Source organism: Enterococcus sp. LJL128 (genome assembly GCF_056924295.1).
In genome coordinates, this window is the sequence record NZ_JBXPBP010000004.1 from 230,619 (window position 1) to 248,905 (window position 18,287).

The 18,287-nt window shown below is 40.3% G+C and carries 17 protein-coding genes; 4 read left to right on the plus strand and 13 right to left on the minus strand.

What is annotated here, in order from left to right:
- Window positions 1–32: 32 nt before the first annotated feature.
- From lepB (AC1Z3K_RS07645) to AC1Z3K_RS07705, 13 genes are all read right to left on the minus strand, one after another.
- Window positions 33–686 carry a signal peptidase I gene (gene lepB, locus AC1Z3K_RS07645; protein ID WP_461732377.1) on the minus strand — a complete coding sequence of 218 codons (654 nt, stop codon included), beginning with the start codon at window positions 684–686 and terminating at the stop codon, window positions 33–35.
- Window positions 687–703: 17 nt separating this feature from the next.
- Window positions 704–1,528 carry a signal peptidase I gene (gene lepB / locus AC1Z3K_RS07650; RefSeq protein ID WP_461732378.1) on the minus strand — a complete coding sequence of 275 codons (825 nt, stop codon included), beginning with the start codon at window positions 1,526–1,528 and terminating at the stop codon, window positions 704–706.
- Window positions 1,529–1,540: 12 nt separating this feature from the next.
- Window positions 1,541–2,206, minus strand: a complete 666-nt coding sequence (locus AC1Z3K_RS07655; RefSeq protein ID WP_461732379.1) for a hypothetical protein — start codon at window positions 2,204–2,206, stop codon at window positions 1,541–1,543.
- A 23-nt stretch (window positions 2,207–2,229) separates the two neighbouring features.
- Complete coding sequence (locus AC1Z3K_RS07660; RefSeq protein ID WP_461732380.1) at window positions 2,230–3,330, minus strand: WxLIP family cell surface protein; 1,101 nt, start codon at window positions 3,328–3,330, stop codon at window positions 2,230–2,232.
- Between the two features lie 82 nt (window positions 3,331–3,412).
- A complete protein-coding gene (locus AC1Z3K_RS07665; protein ID WP_426084241.1) occupies window positions 3,413–4,150 on the minus strand; it encodes a WxL domain-containing protein in 738 nt (245 codons plus the stop codon).
- A gap of 35 nt (window positions 4,151–4,185) precedes the next feature.
- Window positions 4,186–4,980, minus strand: coding sequence for a WxL domain-containing protein (locus AC1Z3K_RS07670; protein ID WP_426084242.1), 795 nt, complete (start codon window positions 4,978–4,980; stop codon window positions 4,186–4,188).
- Window positions 4,977–5,333 (minus strand): EF2685/EF0750 family sortase-dependent surface protein, encoded by a 357-nt coding sequence (locus AC1Z3K_RS07675; protein ID WP_426084243.1) that lies wholly within the window; start codon window positions 5,331–5,333, stop codon window positions 4,977–4,979. Before AC1Z3K_RS07675 ends, AC1Z3K_RS07670 begins: the two co-directional genes overlap by 4 nt.
- Window positions 5,334–5,347: 14 nt before the next feature.
- Window positions 5,348–8,791 (minus strand): pectate lyase-like adhesive domain-containing protein, encoded by a 3,444-nt coding sequence (locus tag AC1Z3K_RS07680; RefSeq protein ID WP_461732381.1) that lies wholly within the window; start codon window positions 8,789–8,791, stop codon window positions 5,348–5,350.
- A 227-nt stretch (window positions 8,792–9,018) separates the two neighbouring features.
- Window positions 9,019–9,738, minus strand: a complete 720-nt coding sequence (locus tag AC1Z3K_RS07685) for a winged helix-turn-helix domain-containing protein (RefSeq protein ID WP_461732382.1) — start codon at window positions 9,736–9,738, stop codon at window positions 9,019–9,021.
- An 810-nt stretch (window positions 9,739–10,548) separates the two neighbouring features.
- Complete coding sequence (locus AC1Z3K_RS07690) at window positions 10,549–12,063, minus strand: phosphohexomutase domain-containing protein (protein ID WP_461732383.1); 1,515 nt, start codon at window positions 12,061–12,063, stop codon at window positions 10,549–10,551.
- 43 nt (window positions 12,064–12,106) lie between these two features.
- Window positions 12,107–12,568 (minus strand): arginine repressor, encoded by a 462-nt coding sequence (argR, locus tag AC1Z3K_RS07695; RefSeq protein ID WP_461732384.1) that lies wholly within the window; start codon window positions 12,566–12,568, stop codon window positions 12,107–12,109.
- 233 nt (window positions 12,569–12,801) lie between these two features.
- Window positions 12,802–14,319, minus strand: a complete 1,518-nt coding sequence (locus AC1Z3K_RS07700) for an ABC transporter permease/substrate-binding protein (protein ID WP_461732385.1) — start codon at window positions 14,317–14,319, stop codon at window positions 12,802–12,804.
- On the minus strand, window positions 14,312–15,274 hold the full coding sequence (locus tag AC1Z3K_RS07705) for an ABC transporter ATP-binding protein (RefSeq protein ID WP_426084249.1): 963 nt from the start codon (window positions 15,272–15,274) through the stop codon (window positions 14,312–14,314). Before AC1Z3K_RS07705 ends, AC1Z3K_RS07700 begins: the two co-directional genes overlap by 8 nt.
- Before the next feature lie 218 nt (window positions 15,275–15,492).
- On the opposite strand from AC1Z3K_RS07705, the gene AC1Z3K_RS07710 reads away from it, so the two are divergent.
- From AC1Z3K_RS07710 to AC1Z3K_RS07725, 4 genes are all read left to right on the plus strand, one after another.
- Window positions 15,493–16,176, plus strand: coding sequence for a DUF1538 domain-containing protein (locus AC1Z3K_RS07710; RefSeq protein WP_426084250.1), 684 nt, complete (start codon window positions 15,493–15,495; stop codon window positions 16,174–16,176).
- The gene (locus AC1Z3K_RS07715) at window positions 16,173–16,949 is read left to right on the plus strand and encodes a DUF1538 domain-containing protein (RefSeq protein ID WP_426084251.1); all 777 of its coding nucleotides are present in this window, start codon (window positions 16,173–16,175) and stop codon (window positions 16,947–16,949) included. Before AC1Z3K_RS07710 ends, AC1Z3K_RS07715 begins: the two co-directional genes overlap by 4 nt.
- 4 nt (window positions 16,950–16,953) lie before the next feature.
- A complete protein-coding gene (locus tag AC1Z3K_RS07720; protein ID WP_426084252.1) occupies window positions 16,954–17,334 on the plus strand; it encodes a P-II family nitrogen regulator in 381 nt (126 codons plus the stop codon).
- Between the two features lie 306 nt (window positions 17,335–17,640).
- Window positions 17,641–18,287 (plus strand): transposase (locus AC1Z3K_RS07725; protein WP_461732386.1); only part of this gene is annotated, 647 nt, incomplete at its 3' end.

An 18,287-nucleotide genomic window follows, 5' to 3' on the forward strand; every position in this document is an offset into this window, starting at 1 on the left:
GTTCTTCTTTGTTTAGTTCTAGTTCTTTTTCTTTAGTTTACGCGGCCCAGCTTCGTAAAAGGATAATAACGATAAAGGACAACCCCTTCAAGCTGTTCTTCCTTAATAAAACCCAATGCTCGGCTGTCTTTGGAATGATTGCGGTTATCCCCCAAGACAAAATAGTGTCCCGCTGGTATAACTGACAGAGGTTGGATAGCACTAACTAAAGACTCCGACAGATTGACCTTCAAGGTACCATCCGGCATTTCCGTTGCCGAGCCATCTGTCAATACGGTTCCTTCAGTAATCTGTTGGTTGATAAACAGCGATGTTCCTTCCACCCAAATCGTATCTCCAGGCATGCCAATCACTCGCTTCACATAGGATTCCTTCTTATCTGCACCTGGCTGAAAGGTCACTAAGTCATAGCGATTCGGCAGTTGTTTCTTAAAAACAAAAATCCGATCCTGATTTTCCAATGTGGGAGACATTGACTGGCCATCTACTTGATGGGTTTTTATTCGTAAAAAAAAGAAGATGCAGCACAAAACAAACACTAGAAATAGGGCATTAGATACCAAATTTACCGACTGGTGTTGCTGCTCCGGGCGTTTGGGCCGTTTTCTATTTTTCTTTTTTTGTTGCAGCTGCAGCTGTTTGTTTGGTGGTCCGTTCTTTCTTCTTTGTTTTCCTTTTGATTCCATCTGCTGCACTACTTTCTTTAAAATTGTCGAAGCTTATGGAGTGGTAACAGACGCATGGTTACAACACCCACAATATCTTTTGCCTGAATTACCCCATAATGCCGACTGTCTGTAGAAAACTGACGGTTATCCCCCATCACAAAGTATGATTTTTCGGGAATAATCCCTTCGGATAACTCAGGCAGCTCAGTGGTTGAAAAGTCATCTGTTAAAAAATAACCTTTTTCATTCGCAAGCTGTCGGGCATCGGCAAGAAAGAATTCAGATTTTAACTCTGTATTTATGTACAATTCATCCTCTTTGTAACTAACCGTTTCCCCTGGAAGACCGATTATCCGGCGAATCGACAGCTCCTTTTTTTGAGGTTCTCGAAACAACACCAGGCTATAGCGACGCGGAACCCCCAATCGATTGACAAACAGCTGGTCTTTATCTCTAAGTGTTTGTGTCATAGAGTAGCCTTCTTGCTTATATACAGAAAACACTGTCAGACTGCCGATAAACAGCAATATCAAAAATACCGCTCCTGTAATTGTCAGCTCTTTTCTAAGATTCTTCCGCTTAGCACGCCTCTTCTTCTTTGAGAGACCGATTTTTTTTGGGGAGAGCCTTTTCTTCGCTGGTACAGAACTGTCGTGTGCCTTCTTAGAAGCGGCTTCAGACCTTCTTTGATTCTTCTTTACGCGTTTTCTACTCTGTCCACCACGTGCCGGCGGCTTTGCACCTGTATGTTTCTGCACTTTCTTGTGCGGAGTCTTCTTTTGGGGTTTAGCGGTAGATAGCGACTGGTTTTTATCAGTTCTCCTGTGTTTTTTCTTAGCCTGGGTCTCTGCTTCTACCATGATGATTCCACCTTATTTTTTCTGCTGTAATGCAGACTCGTTAATACCAAAGTAATCAATGACCTTCTTTTGCTGCTCCGTTATTTTTGTAATGTCCTTTAAAAATCCGTCATATGTTTCCTGATGCTGTAACGTATCCTTCGTCTGACTGTTTAAGTTCAACCCTAGCTCCTTGACAGAGGTATAGTAGCGATTTAACAAAAGCTGACCTTCCGTCGTAATCCGTGTACTGGAACGAATCCCGCCATAGCTTGCTAAGCGGGCTGCCAGTTCCCGTAAGGTTTTCTCAGCTTTGACCTGATTTTCCCCATCCTTTACCTGAGTCACAGCGCCTTCTGTTTCACTCATAAGATAGTATGCCTGCACCACATTTTCCGAGTCATAGTCACTTAGATTTGTTGCCTGATAATACTGGGCATAAAAGGCACCTCCGGCCAAGACACCGGCAGTCAAAAGTAATAGAATCCCATTGCGAAGCTGCTTTTTCTTTTTCTTCTCTAATTGACGTATTTCCCGTTTCAGGCGTTTCCGTTTCCGCTTGTTCTTTGGTTTTCGTTGTTTTAACAGTTTGACTTTTTTTCCAGTTCCCATAGACAAAACTATCAAAAACAAAGTAACTAATAAACAGAGGATAGCGGCAGACAAGACGCCGACAAATAACCAATCCAATACTCCCATGTTTTCCTATCCTCCTCTAGTGATTAGGCCTTCTTCCGCCCATTTTTTTTCTTTCTTTTTTGTAGTTGCTTCTTCTGCTCTTTCTTCTTGTTCACTATACGTACGATGAGGAAAATAATCAGTAGTAATAGAAAAACACCGCCAGCGATTAAAACAATCAGCAGCCAGTTAATACCTCTTTCTTGGATCTGCCCTACATCTTGACTATTAAATTTTTCAGCTTCTTCATCAGTAATTGTAAATTTCTGGTCCCACTCCCAACGGCCTCCCGCTTTTGTCGTTACCAAAATATGTGCGTTATAGTCGCCCGCAACCATCGCTTCCCCATTTAATGAAACCGGAAAGTCAAACATCGAATTAGGTGCCATCCGCATATCTGCCTTCTTCGTATCATAAACAACTTCCTCTGACCCAGCTTTCATGATTTGAACTTCCGTAGTCATATCATCTGTATATACAGGCTGAATATTGGAATAATTAACAAAAATAGCATTTCGACCATTGTTCAGTTCAGGATAGACCTTATTCAGCTTCATATCCGGATCAATCACTGTATCAGTTTCACTCAATAGCATACCAATGACATAGGCATACTTATTGACCACCATTCCATCTTCCCTTGGTGCATCTTCACCTTCAATTTCCTGCAGTTGGATTCCACCAGCAATCACTCCATCAAAACCTGCCTCCGGCATTTTGATTGCTAAATCTACCATGATACTACTCTCAGCAGGGATGGTTACTTTTTCAGGACCAGTCACGATTTTCTCGAAATCATACTTCAAGGACGCATCGTTTTCGAGTTCATTGGGACCATATTCAATAACACCATTACTATTTGTTTTAGCACCGCTGAGATTTACAGCTACATCAATCGGATTTTTCCAAGGATTGCGTAATTCAATCTGAACGGTTTGTTCCTGCCCCGGCGTCATCCGTAAGTCAAAGTAGCTGGCATCGCTATGTTGGTTCTCTGGGAGAAGACTTTCATAGGAAAATCCAGACGCACGCTGGGTTGTTGAGGTACTGCTTTCCTCTGCCCACACCCGTAATCCGCCAAATACCCCAAAACTGATTATGTATAAAAATGCTATTAATTGTGTGATTCTCTTTGTGTTCTTCATGTATGTATCCTTTCTTAAAGAGGAAACGAGGTCTGCCGGCAGTTTAACCGACAGCCTCATTCCAGCTTACTCTTTTACTTAATTATCTAGCGTCTTCGATTTTCCAAGTAACTTCTGCTTGGTATTCGCCGTCACGTAAAATAACAGCACCTGGAATTTCCAATTGAACAGATTTATCTGCATTTGTTCCTAAATCACCAAATTGGATGTCATGTGTACCGAAACCTTTTCCAGCTTCTTTGTTTGTCAACACTGTAGATTCAGCACCATAAGTTAAAGCAAAGTTCGCAATTGCACCTGTAGGCATTGTTGCACCGTTTGTAGCAGATACTAATTTAGCATTTGAGTAGTTCAATTTTGCATTTGCCATTACATGACCAGATGTGTGTGTGAACTGTTTAGAAATTTCTGCTTTGATTGTGTAGTGGTTTTCCAAACCATCTGTACGGTGGTCTTGGAATTTCACGTAGTTAGGCATAGAAATTGCTGCACCGCTGCCATCTGCGCCTTCGTTTGTTTTGTATACATCTGCATCATAAGTTTTCAGATTTCCGTGAGTTAGCAACTCATTTTGTTTGAAATCTAAATGGCTAACAAAGATGATTTTCAAATCTTCATCGGCTGAGTTTACTGGTCCAGGGATAACTGGTCCTGTTGTTCCCGGAGGTGTATTAGTAGTACCTGTGTTGTTCTTCGTGAAGACGATTTTACCTTTACCTGTGTAGTCTCCTGGTGCTGCTTTTGTTGCGCTTGGCACTACAACTGCAACGCCTGCTGCTGCGATTAGTGCAGCTCCGATTAATTTGTGTGAAGTTTTCATTTGTGTTTCCTCCTAATAATATGTGTGTGTTTTATTTATGGCAACTCAGATAATATCCAAGTTAACACCGTTTGGTATTGGACCGGATCTTTTTTCGTTTTCCCCGGTACGAAGAGTGTTACTGCGCTGTTCTCATAAATTGGCTGGCCGCCGAAATCCGCATCTGAAATGGGATTGCCGTCTTTATCCAGCCTTGGACTCAAGGTATCTGCCTGACCGCTCTGGTTCTCAATTGAAGCCCCAAACTCGAGTGACCAAGTACCTTCCCCTGTTCCTTTTTTCGCTTCAGCCAGCGTATAAGTCTGACCGATATTATCAATACGGATGACATCCTTGGAAACTGCTGGTCCATTGGCCAAATCAAAGGTAGAGTTTACCCAAGATTTATCCATGGAAATCACTGCTCCTGTCAATTCCTTATTGGTTGTCGTTTCATTTTTAAATTGTGTTTCCTGCCGCAGCTGTAGTGTCCAGCCAGCACCTGTTCCCCGATAATCGGACACTTGAACAAAGTTTCCTCTCGGACCAGTATCACTGTGGAAAAGCTGAGCATTCGCTGCATACGTTTGATCTTCTGAAGAAATCTTATTGTTCCAGAAATTCAGTTGAGGAACAAATTCAATTCTCAACAGTCCATCGGTGCTGGGACTAGGTCCCGGATCAACGATATTCCCTGGATTTTCTGGGTCCAATACATCTTTTCCATACTCCCCGTCAAACGAAATCGTTCCATCACCCTGCCAGTTGCTTTCTGCCGAAACAGCGGTTGTACCAAACAGCAAACTACTGAATAAAACGAAAGGGACAGCGTATAAACAATGTTTTTTCATCGGCTGCCCTCCTCTTTCTCTTTCCTGCGCTTCCACAAGAAGAAAATCAGTACCAGCAGCACGAGTGCTGCTCCGCTAATGCCTAGGCTTTTCTGAATCAGCTCACCTGTCGACGGATATTTTCCCGGCGGCTTAGTAACTGAACTGGACGGGGTGGTACTAGATGACGGTGTTGTACTTGATGATGACGGTTCTGTCGTACTAGACGGCTCTGTACTGTCCTCATAAAATCCAACATTTCCGTTCGTTTGAACCGCGCCGCCTTCAGCCGCTAGAACCGGCTGTGTAAACAGCGTGAATGCCAGAGCAAGGAAAGAGACAATAAGCAAATGAAACCAAGTATTCTTTTTCATTGTGTTCCTCCTCATCAATTGGCATCCTGCAGTGTCCAAAGAATCTCTGCTTGATACTCACCCATTGCTTGAACACGGCCAGCCGGGATTTGTAATTTGAACCCATCTCCAGCCTCTGACCAGTTATCACTAATAACGAAGTCGCCGGCGGTCCCTGAACTATCTCGATAGATTTCTTGAGGAGAGCCGTTTAACGTCAATTCCGGCCTACTGCCGTATTTGTAGCGAAGTGCTCCCGGCAAGGTCTTACTTGTATCAGTTTGATGTGTTAAATCTTGTGTTACTTCAACCATCAGCTTCCAGCTATCGCGTTGTGCCCGTGTATCTGTAACAACCAACGGTTCTGTATACTCTGCTTTATTTACACGAGTATCTGTATTATTACTTCTTACCCCGAAGTTCAAAACTGATGGGCCGGAAGTAATTTCCAGTACACCAGCGATTGTTCCCGGTGTTTCCACTTGTGCTGTAGCAGTAATTTCTTCGTAGGCCGGAGTAGGATTTACACCTGGTACAAATGGATTATTGCTTTCCCGCGGCGAATAACCTAATGCTGTTGCTTCATTTTTCAGCTTAAAGCCAACTGCATTTCGATTGATGACTGCATCAAACGTAATAACTGCTTCAGTAGAAGATGCTAAACTGCCAGCGTTCACTGTCAGTGTCCTCGTACCTTCGTCATACGTTACAGCACCAGCAGCTGGGTCAGTATTATTAATTTTTAGATTAGCTGTTGCCAGTTCAAAATTAATACCTGTTGGTAAGACATCTGTAATTGCAACGTCTTTCCATGTGGTGTCTAAAGTTGCTCCTTTGGTATTTCTAACAGTCAGCGTATAACGGACTACATCATTTACCTGAATACCAGAAGTAATTTCTGTCCCTTTTCGGTAGAATTTTTGTTCCTTTGTCAAACTTGACTCTGGAATAGAATCGCTCACAGTATATACTGTTGCTTTTGTGAATGTTGCATCCCGATAGGACAAATCATTTGGCGAAGGATTAATGTTTCCGTTTGCGCTATTCGTTGATGGTGCGGCTGGATCAAATGGCAGTTCTCCAGCCTGACCCGCTGCAACACCTGCATTATCCTGCAGATAAATGGTTACAGTGTCACCTGTATTTAGGTAAGCAGACAGATTATGTGTCCATTTGCCATCTGCACCAACTGTTCCAGCCGGAATCATTGTTCCCGCATTAGCAGTTGTTCCAGTAATTGTCAGGAAGACTTTCGCGCCTGCCTCCAGATTTTCAGCAATCAGCTGCTTCGTCGCATTTGTTATTTTGTCATCGACAACTTTTGCCGGTTCCGGCGGAGTTACATCAATAACTGTTGTTTCAGAGGCTGTTTCTTCCTGCCAAGGTCCACGAACAGCCGAAGCTGTCATTGTTCCACCAGCTGTATTAAAACGAGTATCTGTAACTGTTGCATAACCATTCGCATCTGTCCAAGCTTCATGGGTGTCACCAAATGTATCTGTAAATGTCACTTTGGCTTGATTTGCAGAAGCATATACAGGCTGTAAGATAACATTGCCGTGTTCATCATAGTTATCACCAGGTGTGTAGCCAATCATTACTCGTACTTTGTAAGAATAATCTGCATCTGTAACAGGAACCCATTGACTCAACGGTTTAGAATTCATCCCGGCAATTCTTCGATAATTTGCTGAGGTAAAGTTTGCCAAACCAGGTTCAGTTGTTGTTACATTAGCTGCTCCCCCTGTGCCTTTAACGGAGAAGTTCCCTACACGTGCATAGGTTTCATTAGATGGTCCCAGTACAGGACTGCCGACATTCCATAAATCAATATCTGAATCAATAATCTGAAATTCATTTTGCGTTTGTCGAACATTCAAGACCGGATTCGAATTATTCTTATTCCGAAAATCAAATCCCATTGGCGAAGTAAGCGTCATTTTGATGTTTCTCGAAGTTGTAGTTGTATGGAAATCAATCGTTGGTCCAGCTGTTTCACCTACAATGTAGATACTCCCTCCAGGTTCAACATCAAATTGACTACCAGATGTGTTGGTAAAACCGTAACTTCCTCCAAATTGAAGAACCGCTCCCGTTCCTCTACTAATTAAGTTCATCGTTGCATCTTTCTTGATTTTCACAGTTGCAGTTTTAGATATTCTAAATGCATTTCCCATCATATTGGAGTTGTATACAGACCCTTCTCCTAATTCAAACTCGCGCCAGTTATGATACATCGCTGGATACGCTGTACCGTTTGTCGAGTTCTTCATAACAACTCTGGCATTCTTACCAATAATAATTTGCTCTTTACCACCAGTATCTGTAGCATCAGAAGCTATTTCAAACCAGTTAACAGAATAATTGGAACCAGTATCTTCGCCATACCAATCTGTTCCATCTTCTACAATAATACTTCCAGCATAGAAGTTCTCAGAAGTAGTAATTAGATTCATCTTTCCATATAGAGTAATTTCTGCACGAGTACCTCTAATCAGTCGAACAACACGCTGACCATTTACTCGCACAGTCTCTATATTTCCAGCTCTAAAATACCAATTCCGAGCATAAGTAGTGCCATTTGTCGCCATAACAAAGGCCCACATATTGCCCCCCAAACCTTCTCCCTCATTTGCAGCATTTTTGGCAGTCATGTCGTGGAAGTGTATGAAGCCAATACCATCTGAAGGTGTAGAAGCTAATCTTAATGAGTCATTTCCTAAATCAAGGATATAGCCGCCGCCATCTATCTCTATAGAAGCACTCCGACTAGCTAAATTATTAGTTCGTGTAATGTTTGCGGTCATAATAATCTTTGTGACATTATTATCATCATAAGCCAATTTAAAATCAGCCCAAGTTCCAACAGTTTTTACATTTGCTAATGGATTAAAGCCAAACCGAGTATTAGCTGCATCATTTGCTGCCTGAATTTCGCTAGGCGTAGAAGGAACTAACCCTTTTGTCATTCCAGAGTTTGCCGTCTGTACCTGTGCAACAGGACTTACCAGTCCATCATCAAATTCAACTTGCTGAACAGCGGGACTCTGAACAGAAAAGTTTTCTTCTAAAAGTACTTTTGCTTGTTGATTCAACAGGCGAATACTTTTTTCACCACTATTTCCATCCAACTTCAACTCAAATGACATTTTTAATGGATTCTCATTACCTTTTACCGTCAACTTCTTTTTGTTTTCTTTTTCTGTATCAGCAATTTCCACATCAAAATCCGCAGGCACGCTGTTTTGTAGTGTTTCATTGCTTATTACTTCAAATCCTTCAAATTCTAGATAAATTTCTTCATCTATCGGTTGTTGGACTGTTAGCTCTACAGATTTAATTTCCTCAGAAACATCAGAAATTGATAAACGATAATTATCTTCGTCTGCTTTAATTAAGGAAGCATTCAATAGAACAACGATAATCGCAGCTATTGAAATCAAAAATATCCCAACATAAGACTTTTTTCCGATTTTCATTTATTCATCTCCTCTCCCGTAATATTTTTATGTACTTGTCTTAAAATAAGTACATATTTATTTCAATCTCCTTCAAATCATCAGTGAGCAAAGATTTCATATTGTGTTATCGCCCGCTTCTATTTTGTTGGAAAATGAAATACCTTGTGTGTGTCACCGTCACTCCTGATAATTAGACAAAGCCGCCATGACAATCCCCATTCATATCTTCGACTTTCCTAAAATAATCATTCTTTGATAACCAGCATGTAGCCTTTCGAACGAACTGTTTTAATATAGACGAAAGGAGTAGACTTTCCTTCAAGCTTTTCTCTTAAATGAAAAATTAAATTAGCCACTTTGTAATTGCTGTTTTTTTCATCGAATTCTCCATCCCAGACCTCTTCATACAGCTCTTTATAAGTAACAGCGGAATTGATGTATTTATATAAGGTTTCCATCGCATGATATTCTAAGCGGGTTAAAGGAATTTCTCCCTTACCTTTTACATTAATGCTGAAGTTTCGAGGAATCAGCTCTAGTGTTTTATCACTAGTCGGAGTAACAGATACTGATTTTTCAGTACGCTTTCCCCCATTATTATCAGGATGTTCTTGTTTCCTGTATAAGCTATTTGTAATGGTCAAACGAAATTCTTCACTATCAGAGTCCTCAGGGATAATCCCTACCGCCCCCAACTGCAGGTAAACAGAGCGCATAATTTTAGCGGAGTCTGACGAAAAAACCCAAACAAAAATCCCTGAATATTCTTTAAGCTTTAACAGTAAACTGCAAGTATCACTTACATCTTCTGCCGGGTTCTCTCTAATTACGACTGCATCCAGACTATTGATATATGTATTAAAGTTTTCATCTGTCAAAGAAACAACGTTTATTTGATTCTTCTTAAGATTTTCTACGTACTTATCTGATATATCGGCTGATAACGTTATTACTCCTAAATTCATAGGATTTTCCCCCTTCATTCAATTTACATCGCTGGTTTTGCTACAGATTTCTGTTTTCTTGAAATCCAATAGATTTATGTATTAAAAGTATTAAGTTTGAGAAACTAATTAAAAACATTGAATTTATACAGGTTAAAGACGCTTTTTTTGAAGCGACGGCTTAAATGACGGCTTAATATTTTCAACTAAATATGAAAATAGCTGCCTTAAATTGTTGATAAATAGGGAGGAAAATCATTGAATATTTGTGACGGCATTTGCGACGGCTTAAACTGTTTATAAATTTCTGTTTTTTTTTTAAAAGGCCAGTTATGCCTGTTGATTGTATGAAAAAAATTACCATTCATTGTTTTTTTATCATTTTTTTGCGAAAAAAAATAAAAAATTGATAAAAAATCAACTAGACTATTCTTTGTTTTTAATTTAGAATTAATCAAGAAATGAATTTGATTTATTTTTTTATATTTAAAATAAAAATATTTTCTCAAACTTAATACTTTTGAGAAATCTTTTTTTACTACAACAGCATGAATTCTTACGTTCATATATATTTTTGCTGAAAGAGTTTTGATTTTATTTTGTTCATTAAGACAAATTAACCATCATTAAACAAAAATAAATACTTCTTCACACGTTATCTTTTTTTCAACGTCTTATTTTTAAAAAAAACAGCGAGATTTTTATTTTTGTTTTCACTTTTTTATTAAAAAATAATTTTATATTCAGTTTTTTTAAACTTCTAACTAAAAAAACATCGGAAATAACGACTTTTGTCGTTTTCCGATGTTTTTCTATTGTATATATTCTTATTTATAGTAACTGATTTAAGTTTTTACAATCAAGAAAGCTATAATTCTTAAAAAACTCAGCTAATTTAATCAACACAGTCTGATTCTTACCCTTTAAATCGTTTTCTATCTGTAGAACGAGTAACGGTTCATGAAGACTCATGCGAAGTAGAAACCACCCTGAGCCATACTTTTCTAAAACATCCACTCTAATTCCTTCATAATTCTCCTGGTCAACAGTGAATCCTGCTGTGTTCCGTGCAAAAACCTGCATGTCGTGAATCACTTGGTTCCCATAAGCCTGAACATCCTCTGTTTGAATCTTAAAGCGCAGCTCTTGAGTCTCCATGGGTTGCTTCAAGGTCCCTATCAAGTCGCTCAGCGTCTTCCCTTCCTGCTTTAATCTCGGCAGCAGCATCAACAGCTTAGCAATGACATAGGCCCCGTCATCCAGATTGTAGTTCTCTTTAAACGCGGCATGACCACTAGTCTCTATTGCTAGTGGCGTTTCTACCCCTTCGCTGTTCAGTTCAATCATCTTGTTAATAACATTGCGGTAGCCGGAAATATAGCGTACCTGTTTTCCGCCTTTTTCTTCAATAAATGTCTTCAAATGGCTGGAGGTCGGTGAGTTAGTAACAATATTGCTGCCAGGGTATTCTTCCAACACAATGGTTGCCAGCAGTGCAATTAAATTATTTCGGTTAATGACTTCTCCACTTCCGTCAACAACTGCTGAACGATCGACATCTGTGTCAAAGATTACACCTAAGTCTGCTTGATTATCCAGTACTGCCTGACGAATGCTTGCCATGGCTTCCTTATTATCAGGATTGGGGATATGATTTGGAAATGTTCCATCTGGTTCTAAAAACTGTGAACCCGAAGTATCAGCTCCCAGTTCAGCTAATACTTGTTCTGCAAAAAATCCGCCAGCACCATTGCCGGCATCTACAACAATCCGAAAGCCTGCTAGCGGCTTAGCTTCCTCTGTTTTCATCCCTTTGCGAATTTTCAGCACCATGTCCTTCGCATAGGTTTGGATAATCTCAGTTTTTTCTATTTTACCTGTTTCTTCTATTAAAGGCTGCTCACTGTGTTCAACAATATAAGCGATATCTTCTTTTTCTGCCCCGCCACTTCTTGTAAATAGCTTTAAGCCGTTAAAATAGTAAGGTAAGTGGCTAGCCGTAATCATAATTGCTGCATCGCAGTCATACTGAGGAAATTGTGTTGCCATAAACATTGCTGGCGTAGTAGCTAGTCCCAGGTCCAGCACTTGTATACCATGACAGACAAACGAGTCACTCAATGCCTGTTTCAAGATATCTGCAGTAATCCGGCTGTCATGACCAATCCCGATTTTTAATTGACCTGCTTCCTGTTTTTCTCGAAGCTCCTTCTTATCCCTTAACCAATGAATCATACCTACTCCGATTTTTTTCACTTGTTCAGGGGTTAAATTCGCCTGATATTCTTCTGTACTTACTGCAATCCCTCGAAAATCAGACCCATTTTGCAGCGCTTTCAAATCCATGTAGCAAAACTCCCTTCATTTGTTTGGTTATTGTTAAACTCTTTTATTCGTTTCTCATCATTGCTTCCAGCCGCTGAACAAGTATCTGTGCTTCCTGCTCTGACCTAGTAATGATAATAATCGTATCTACTCCTGCAACAGTTCCGGCCACTTCACTATAGTTCACCTCATCAAGAAGATTGGTTACCACATCCGCTCTGCCCATATCTGTGCTAACGATAACTGTAAACTGAACTCTTTCAATACGGATAACAGAATCCTTGACTGATTCCTTTAGCTTGCTTTCTAAGCTTTCCGTTTTCACCTGTGAAAAGATGGCATATTTTACTTTTCCATCTGAATCATGGGTTTTAACAATGCTCATTTCTCTAACATCTCTAGAGACGGTCGCCTGAGTCGCCTTAACGCCGGCAGCCTTCAAACGTTCAATTAGCTCTTCTTGTGTCTCTACTTCATTCTCAGTAATAATCTGACGAATCAAACGCTGACGATCTACTTTTTTCATGTTGCAACGCCCCTGTTTAGTATTTTCTTACATTATAACGAAAGTCTTAAAAAAAATCAGTTCTTTTTGGTAAATTTTACTCTTTTTACAGAAATGGATAAAAGTAAAGAACTGGAACAAGAGGTTCCAGTTCTTTACTTGTGCTCTGCCGCTGCTCCATATTTCAAATAATGGAGAGCGGGTATCGTCTAATCAACATGGTAGCTAGAGTACTCTGCTGATGAAGCAAAAAGCTATTCTTTAATCATTTGGTGCTTCACTAAATAATCATGGGCTACCTTTTGCGGGTCATGTCCTTCTACGTTTACTTGGTAGTTCATCTCACTCATTTCTTCTTCTGTGATTTTATCAGTCAGCGGAGACAGCCATTCTTCTAATTCAGGGTATTCCTTTAGCGTTTCTTCCCTCAGTAACGGAGCTCCCTGATAGGGAGGAAACAGCTGCTTGTTATCTTCCAAAGTAACCAAATCATATTGTTTCAGCTCACTGTCAGTGGAATAAGCATCCACAATATTCACATCACCATTATTGATTGCCTGATAGCGCAGAGAAGGCTCCATCGACTGAACCTCCATTGTCAGTCCATAGACGCTTTGAAGTCCCTTATATCCGTCTTCACGGTCAATAAACTCAAGAGTAAAGCCTGCCTTTAGCTGTCCGCTGACCTTTTTCAAATCTTCTATCGTCTTCAAGCCGTTTTCTTCAGCAAAGCTTCTCTTAACAGCTACTGCATAAGTATTTTGATACTTCATCGGTGCCAAATAAGCCAGTTTGTCCTGTTTTGCGATTTCTTCTTTTGCATACGTATAGACCTTCTTCGGATCATTAGATGTATTTGTATTTTCCGGTAAAAATGTTTCCAGTACTGTACCAGTAAATTCAGGATAAATATCAATTTCACCAGATTTTAACGCATTATATAGGAACGTCGTTTTTCCGAAATTCGGTTTTAGCTCTACATGGACATCACTATTTTCTTCAATTAATTCTTTATACATGTTGATGATAATATCAGGTTCAGCACCTAATTTTCCTGCAATAGTTATTGTTTGCTGCTGACCGCCGGCATTAGAATAGATAAATGAACCTCCTAGCAGTGCAAATAATAGCACAAAGGAACCAACAATTCTTTTCACGCTGGACTTTTCCAACAGATGAATTCCGTAATTGAACAGCACTGCCAGAACAGCAGAAGATATTGCCCCGATCAGAATCAGCGAAACATTGTTTCGGTCAATCCCCAGAAGGATGAAGGTTCCCAAACCGCCGGCACCAATCAATGCCGCCAAGGTGGCCGTCCCAATAATCATTACCGCGGCTGTCCGAATCCCTGAAACAATATACGGCAGCGCCAACTGCAATTCAAATTTTATCAGCTTCTCTTTTTTGGTCATTCCAAAGGCTTCTGCCGCTTCTTCTAGAGAAGGGTCAATTTCCGTTAATCCTGTATACGTATTCTGGAGTACCGGAAACAACGCATAGATTACCAGTGCAATGATTGCCGGAGGAGTGCCGATACCAATCAAAGGAATTAGCAGACCTAAAAGAGCTAATGAAGGAATTGTTTGAAAGATTCCAGTAACCTGCAAAATAACTTCTGCAATTTTTTTGTATTTAGTCAGTAAAATTGCCAAAGGTATGGCAATCAAGATAGCAATTAACAAGGATAACAGCGATAGCTGAATATGCTCCAGCAATGACTGGAGATACTGATCTTTACGGGATACGAATGTTTCAATCAAATTATTCATCTACTTGCTCACCTGCCTTCAGCCGTTTTTCAAGAAATGCAACAATTGTGTCGGAGGTAACTGCGCCAAGCACTGTTTGATCATTTTTCACAATCAGCCTGCCTTCAACAGCAAGCAGCTCAATTACATCAGTTAAGCTGGTGGCTCCATCAATTTGGCGGACACCAGAATTTCCGGCTGCTTCCAGCAAGCCCATCTCATGTAAATCTGTCGCATTGTAATCAGCTAGTCCCAATGTTCCGTTTTGGAAAAATTGTGCTACAAACTCATTTTCAGGCGCTTTTCTAATTTGTTCAGGCGTATCTACTTGAACAATCTTTCCATCCTTCATGATACAGATTCGATCGCCCAGCAGCATCGCTTCATTCATGTCATGGGTGACAAAAATAATGGTGCTAGCCAGTTCTTTATGCAGCTCCTTAATCAACAGCTGCAGCTGGCTTTTGGAAATGGGGTCCAGTGCACTAAAAGGTTCATCCATCAATATAATATCCGGCTTCGCTGCAATAGCACGTAAAATACCGATACGCTGCTGTTCTCCACCTGAAAGTTCTGCCGGTTTCCTATTCATATATTCTTCAGGAGGCAGTCCTACCTTTTCAAGGAGCTCCTTCGTCCGCTGCCGGCGCTCTTCTTTTTTCCATGCTTTTAGTTCAGGAATCAGTTCAATATTTTCAGCAACTGTCATATTAGGAAATAGAGCAATTTGCTGCAGCACGTAGCCAATACGCAGACGCAGCTCTCTTAAATCATAATCAATCAGCCGTTTTCCTTCAAAATAAATATTCCCATCTGTGGGTTCAATCAGTCGATTAAGCATTTTTAATGTTGTTGTTTTCCCGCTGCCGCTTGGTCCTACCAGGACAAAAAATTCACCGTCTTCAATAGACAGATTGTATTCTGTCAAAACCTGCTGACTACTGTATTCCTTTGATACCTGTTGAAATTCAATCATTCTTCCACCTCTTTTTTCAAAATCAGCTACTATACATTATTTAAGTATACGGCATCCTTTTTCATCTTACGAATATCTTGTTTTTAAAAAAAGAACGTACGTTCTTTTAATGGTCATTTCATTCTAACATTTGTACACAGTAGGATGTCAACCCTGAATTTTAATTTTTTTTTAGGTTATACTATATAAGTACATTGAAAAATAAAGGAGGAGGATACATGCGAAAATCTTTTCAAGATGTATTAATGGCCATTGCGCCTATGACACTGCTGATTATTATCCTGACCTTTGCTTTTGCCCCTTTACCGTGGGAAGATCTGGTCGTTTTTCTGATTGGTGCAGGTATTATGATTATTGGAATGGCACTATTTTTATTTGGAGCCGATCATTCTATGATGGCCGTTGGCGAATTGGTCGGAAAGTTTATGGTTAAGAAGCGAAAGTTGTGGATTATTGTCGGACTCGGCTTTGTCATTGGAATTGTTATCACAATCGCAGAACCATCCGTTCAGGTATTAGGACAACAGGTTAACGAAATTTCAGACGGAGCAATCTCACGCTCCCTGATATTAGCGGTTGTTAGTGTAGGAACAGGAATTTTCCTTGCACTGGCTCTACTACGGGTTGTTTTCAAATTTTCTTATTATAAAATGATGCTGATTGGCTATCTATTTGTTCTAATCGCTTCATTCTTCACCAGTCCGGAATTTATGCCGATTGCCTTTGATTCAGGCGGTGTTACAACCGGGCCCATCACTGTCCCGTTCATTCTTTCCCTAGCTATTGGCGTTACCTCTATGATTAAACAGAAACCACATGAGAATGACAGCTTTGGTATGGTGGGTGTCGCTTCATTAGGTCCCATTCTAGCTGTTATGGCTTTGGGGGTGATCTTCCGATGACGATTATCGAACGCCTATTTACAGGGCTGGATACAGTTATTTGGGAAGTACTGATGGCTGTATCGCCTATCATCATCATTTTTGTAGTATTGAACTTCACTAGTTTCAAACTGCGTAAAAAGCGTTTCGCTAAAATTATGATTGGTTTTCTAATTACGATTGTCGGACTTATTTTGTTCCTTCATGGCGTCAACATCGCATACGTACCTGTTGGACGACATTTAGGAGCATCCTTAGCTGCTTTAGACTACAACTATATTTTGATTCCTCTGGGCTTTTTCATGGGGTTCTTAGTTGGTTTTGCGGAACCGGCTATTCATGTGATGGTAAAAGAGATTGAGAATATCAGCGAGGGGCGAATTCGCAGCAAAATCATGCTGCTGTTTGTTTCCTTCGGCGTCGGTGCAGCCGTTGGTTTGTCTATGTGGCGTCTATTAGCTGGATTTTCTCTCTATTACTTTTTAATTCCAGGTTATATTTTAGTCTTTCTTTTGGGACGCAAAGTGGATAAAATGTTCTTAGCGATGGCCTTTGATAATGGGGGCGTGGCAACTGGACCTATGTGTTCTACGTTTATTTTGTCAATGTGTGTCGCAATCGCCTCTCAGATAGAAGGTCGAGATCCACTGGTTGACGGTTTTGGCGTGGTGGCAATGATTGCTCTGGCACCTATCTTGTCAACACTGGTTTTAGGGTATATTTACAAGAAAAAAGATGACCGTGACCATCAACTGAGACTGGAACGGCAAAGATTAGCAGAAGAAGAGGGGTAGTATAATGAAAAAATTAGTTGCTTTGAATCTTGAACTGATTGTCACGATTGTTGACGGAGGTAATGGTTCTGATGTCATCGACATCACTAAAGAAGCTGGCGCTACAGGAGGAACGATTCTCCATGGACGCGGTGCAGGTGTTCATGACGCCGGACGCTTTTTAGGTATTGATATTGAACCGGAAAAGGATATTGTTCTAACCCTGGTTCCCGAAGCGATGACCAACAAGGTATTAGATGCACTGAGTGTAGAGATGAAAATTTGTCAGCCTGGAAATGGGATTGCTTTTGTTGTTGATCTTGATAAAGTTATCGGAATTTCAAAAATTGCTGAATACAGTAAAGTTGTTGAACTGGACAATCTGCTGGATGAGGACAAAAAATAGCAGCTTAACAAATGCAGTATACAGTTTCAGCCACTTCTTGTGACGGCTGAATTCAGGAAGTCAAGATGAGATTGGGACAAGCTCTGCTGTTTCTCTCTAATTAAACAAAAGAACTGTTGGATACTTAGTTATCCCAGGTTTATCTTGATTTCTTTCATTCTATGGATAGTCTAAAAAAACGGGAGTGGGACAATAGTCAGAAGAAAATCTGATTATTGTCCTACTTTTTTGATTTTAGGGTACACAAAAAGCACGCAACCGTGTAAGATTAAAGTGACTAAACCAAATCAAAAGGAGCGTGCTTTTATGTTTAAAGATTATACCATTAATCAAACGATTTTACCATTAGAGTTGGAACAGTTTATTCCTGAAACGGATGTCGCTTTTGCGGTTAATGCCTTAGTCGAAGCCATGCCGCAAACACTCTTTAATAAATTAGAAGAACAATTAGGCCGACCGGCCTACCACCCGAAGATGCTATTAAAAATTATTCTGTATGCGTATACTCAGCGTGTCTTTTCTGGTCGGAAAATGGAATTTCTGTTGGATGACAGCTATCGTATGCGCTGGTTAGCGAACCACGAACAAGTCAGCTATCGCACCATTAATCGATTCAGAAGTCAGGAGACAACGGCAGGTCTATTAGAGGAAGCCTTTGTTTTATTTCGTCGTCAGCTGATTACGAATCAAGTCATCGATAATGAAGCCCTTTTTATCGATGGCACAAAAATCGAAGCAGATGCCAACAAGTTTAGCTTTGTCTGGCGAAAAGCAACGAATCGCTATGAAGCTGCTTTAGATGAAAAATCGAACGCCTTTTATCAAACCCTTTATCAAGAAGAAATCTTACCTTGTCTGAAAGAAGAACAGCAATCCGACGGATTGACGAGCCATCAGCTGGAAGAAATCGCTCATCATTTAGAAGCGGAGTTACAGGAAACAGAAGAACAATT